We start from the raw sequence: 3,659 nt of genomic DNA, 5'->3' as shown, positions 1-3,659 counted from the left end.
TCCCGTGGCTTGTTGAGCGTAGGCCCCGGCGTGCTGGAGGCTGCGCATCTGGCCGGGTTGCCAGCCTTGCGTGAGCAGATCGCCGACTACCTGCGCAGCTATCGCGGCATGCAATGCGAGGCCGACGAGGTGATCGTCACCACTGGCATTCGCCACGCCCTCGACCTGATCGCCCGCACGCTGCTCAAACCTGGCGATACGGCCTGCATTGAAGACCCCGGCTATAAACCCGCACGTCGCCTGTTCAGTCTGGCCGGAGCGCGGGTTCAGAGCATCCCGGTGACGGCGGAGGGTTTGGATACCGATCAACTGCCGGGCACTGCACGCCTGGCCTACGTCACCCCGGCGCACCAGGCCCCCCTGGGCATGACCCTGTCGGTCTCACGGCGCCTGGCGCTGCTGGACTGGGCCGCCCGTGCCGACGCCTGGGTGATCGAAGACGACTACGACAGCGAATACAACTACAACAGCGCGCCCCTGGCGGCGCTCAAGTCCCTGGATTCCGGCGACCGGGTGCTTTACTGCGGCAGCTTCAACAAAAATCTGTTTCCCGGTTTACGCGTGGGCTTCATGGTGGTGCCCAAAGCCTTGCGTCCTGCGTTGTTGCGCACCCTGCAACTCACCGGGCATTCGGTAGGGGCCACGGATCAGGTCGGGTTGCTGGAGTTCCTCGGCAGTGGTGCTTTCGTGCGTCATCTGCGTGCTTCGCGCCAGGCGTATCAGGCGCGGCGTGATGCCTTGCTCGCGTGCCTGCCGGATAACTGCTGTGTGAGTGGCCAGCAGGCTGGGTTGCACTTTGTGCTGTGGTTGCCGGCGGATATGGCGGAGGAGGATTTCTGCCAACGTGCCGCCGCTGTTGGGTTGATGTTGCAACCGTTGGGCAAGTTTTGCGTTGAGACACGCCTACCACCGGCAGTGATCATCGGCTACACCGCCCTGACCCTGGCACAGATCCGTTTCCACAGCCGAGTTCTCACGCAATTGTTAATGGCGGCTTAACCCCGGCTTGGCTAGACTCGCGCCCCATGAGCCGCCTTCTACGTGTCATCTTCGTCATGCTGCTGAGCCTCACGCTTCCCCTCACCGGGATGGCGGGTGTGCCGTCGAGCACCGAGCCGTGCCCGATGAAGATGTCAGACATGCCGATGATGAGCGACATGTCGCCCGACTGTTGCCAGGACGGCGTCGACCATGGCAAGGCGTGCAAACCTGGCCAGGAATGCAAGACCGGCGGCATGCTGCAATTGTCGATGCCAGTGCTCAAGGCTCCGTTGACCCTAGCCCATCCGTTAGCCCTCAATGGCGCCTCCGACTTCATCCCCGACCGCACGCCGCCTGGCGTCTGGCGCCCACCCCGTTCCTGATTCCTGTTGCACCTGAAGACGCGTCCCTGACCGGGACGGCCTTGCTGTGGGCCGCATAAAGCGGCGCGCAGTGGAACAGATCAGGAACCTTCACCATGAATTCCCTCTACATGCGCGCCCTGGTGGTGGGCGTGCTGGCGTGGCCGGCGTTGGCGAGCGCGCTGACCCTGGATGACGCCTTGCGCCTGGCGCAAAACACCGCACCGTCGCTGGCGGCAGAGTCGGCCAAGCTGCAAGCCGCCACTCAATCGGCTATCCCGGCCGGCGAACTGCCGGACCCAAAGCTGGTGGTGGGCCTGCAAAATTTCCCCATTGGCGGGCCCAATCGCGGCACATTGAATGGCGATGGAATGACGCAACAGATGATCGGCATACAACAGCAGGTGCCCAGCCGCGACAAGCGCAAGGCCCGGGTCGAACTGGCTGACGCAACCCTCGAGCGCACCGCAGCCGAGGGGCGCATCGAACGTCTGAATGTGCGCCAGGCTACCGCCCAGGCATGGATTCGCGCGTATGCGGTCGAGCAAAAGCAAGTGCTGTTCACCGCGTTCTACCAACAGAACCGCCTGTTGCAAGACACCGTGCGTGCGCAACTGGCAGGCGGTCGTGGTCAGGCTTCCGATGCAGTCATCCCCAAGCAGGAAGCCGCGGAACTCAACGGGCGCGAAGATGAGTTGACCCAGCAACGCGCCCAGGCCCGCGCCGCCCTCAAACGCTGGATCGGCACGGCCGCCAACGAAGCCCCCAGCGGCCAGTTGCCCAACTGGACGCTCGATACCGGTAGCCTGAACCACAACCTGCATCAACACCCGCGGTTGCAAGCCTACGTGCCGCGCACTCGTGAGGCGCAAGCGCGGTTGCAGGAGGCCAAGGCACAGAAGACCTCGGACTGGAGCTGGGAAGTCGACTATGGGCATCGCAGTCGTGAGTTCGGTGACATGGTCAACGTGCAGTTCACCTTCGACTTGCCGATTTTCCCCGGGCGCCGGCAAAACCCTGGCATCGCGGCCAAGCAGGCCGAACTGGACCAGCTCGACGCTGAGCGCGAAGCCGCTACCCGTGAACATCTCCAGTTGCTCGACGATGACCTGGCCGACTATCAACGGCTGGACCGCGCCGTGCAGCGCAGCCAGAACAGCCTGGTGCCGCTCGCCGAGGAAAAAGTCCGTCTGAGCCTGGCCGGTTACCGGGCAGGCAAGGGGGACTTGGTGAGCGTGGTCAGCGCTCGCCGTGAGCTGGTCGAAGCCCGTTTCAAACAAATTGATGCCATCGAGCAGCGCGCCCTTGTCGGCGCCCAGCTGTACTTCGCCTATGGGGAACCTGCCAATGAATAATCGAATCGCCGTAGCGCTCGTGCTGCTGGGGCTAGGCGTTGGCTACGGGGTGGCGCAGTTGCACCCGGTCGCTGTTGCTCCCGTCAAAGACGACAAGCAGGCACTGTATTGGTACGACCCGATGTTCCCGCAGCAGAAGTTCGACAAGCCCGGCAAATCGCCGTTCATGGACATGCAACTGGTGCCGCGCTATGCCGACGCAGGCGCCTCGGCGGCAACGTCGGTGGTGCAGATCGATCCGCGCTTGGCGCAGAACATTGGCGTGCGCCTGGCGAGTGTCAGCCGGGGTGTACTGACGTCCAATCTGGACGTGTCGGGCGTGTTGGCCTTCAACGACCGTGATGTGGCGGTGGTGCAGGCGCGGGCGGCGGGGTTTGTCGAGCGGGTTTACGCACGGGCCCCGGGGGATGTACTCAAGACCGGCGCGCCGTTGGCAGACATTCTGGTGCCTGAGTGGGCGGCGGTTCAGGAAGAGTTTCTGGCGCTGCGCCACAACGGTGACAGCGGTTTGATCGCTGCCGCGCGTCAACGCCTGCGCCTGAGTGGCATGCCCGCCGGTTTGATCGCGCAGATGGAACGCAGCGGTCAGGTGCAGTCGGTGTTGACGGTTGCCAGCCCGTTGAGCGGCGCATTGCAAACCCTCGAGGTGCGTGAAGGCATGACGGTGGCGGCGGGGCAGACCCTGGCTCGGCTCAATGGACTGGATCGGGTGTGGTTGCAGGTCGCCGTACCCGAGGCTCAAGGCGCAGGGTTGCACGTGGGGCAAACCGTGCAGAGCCGCTTTGTCGGTTTACCGGGCAACGTCGTCACCGGCACGGTCACTGCGATCTTGCCGGCCACCGCCATGGACAGTCGCACCGTGCAAGTACGTGTCGAGCTGCCCAACCCCGATGGTATATTACGGCCAGGCATGACCGCGCAGGTCAGCCTGGCGCAAACCATCGGGCAAACAGTCGTGCAG

At 64.0% G+C, this 3,659-nt stretch carries 4 protein-coding genes; all 4 read left to right on the top strand.

The genetic code is table 11. The annotated features are described in order from the left end of the window. Positions 1 to 999: PLP-dependent aminotransferase family protein (locus ACRESD_RS06020; RefSeq protein WP_431750090.1), on the top strand; the 999-nt coding region annotated here is incomplete at its 5' end. A gap of 26 nt (positions 1,000 to 1,025) precedes the next feature. Continuing rightward, entirely contained in the window at positions 1,026 to 1,364 is a 339-nt protein-coding gene (locus ACRESD_RS06015; RefSeq protein WP_431750089.1) for a hypothetical protein, read from the top strand. Between the two features lie 95 nt (positions 1,365 to 1,459). Further along, positions 1,460 to 2,698: a TolC family protein gene (locus tag ACRESD_RS06010; protein ID WP_431750088.1), complete on the top strand. Its 1,239-nt coding sequence runs from the start codon at positions 1,460 to 1,462 to the stop codon at positions 2,696 to 2,698. After that, positions 2,691 to 3,659, top strand: a 969-nt coding sequence (locus ACRESD_RS06005; RefSeq protein WP_431750087.1) for an efflux RND transporter periplasmic adaptor subunit, incomplete at its 3' end; no start/stop codon positions are given. The genes ACRESD_RS06010 and ACRESD_RS06005, both read left to right, overlap by 8 nt.

This window comes from Pseudomonas sp. (assembly GCF_050739995.1).
Taxonomy (GTDB): Bacteria; Pseudomonadota; Gammaproteobacteria; order Pseudomonadales; family Pseudomonadaceae; genus Aquipseudomonas.
The sequence above is the reverse complement of the archived record's forward strand: the minus strand, read 5'-3'. Positions and strand labels throughout refer to the sequence as shown.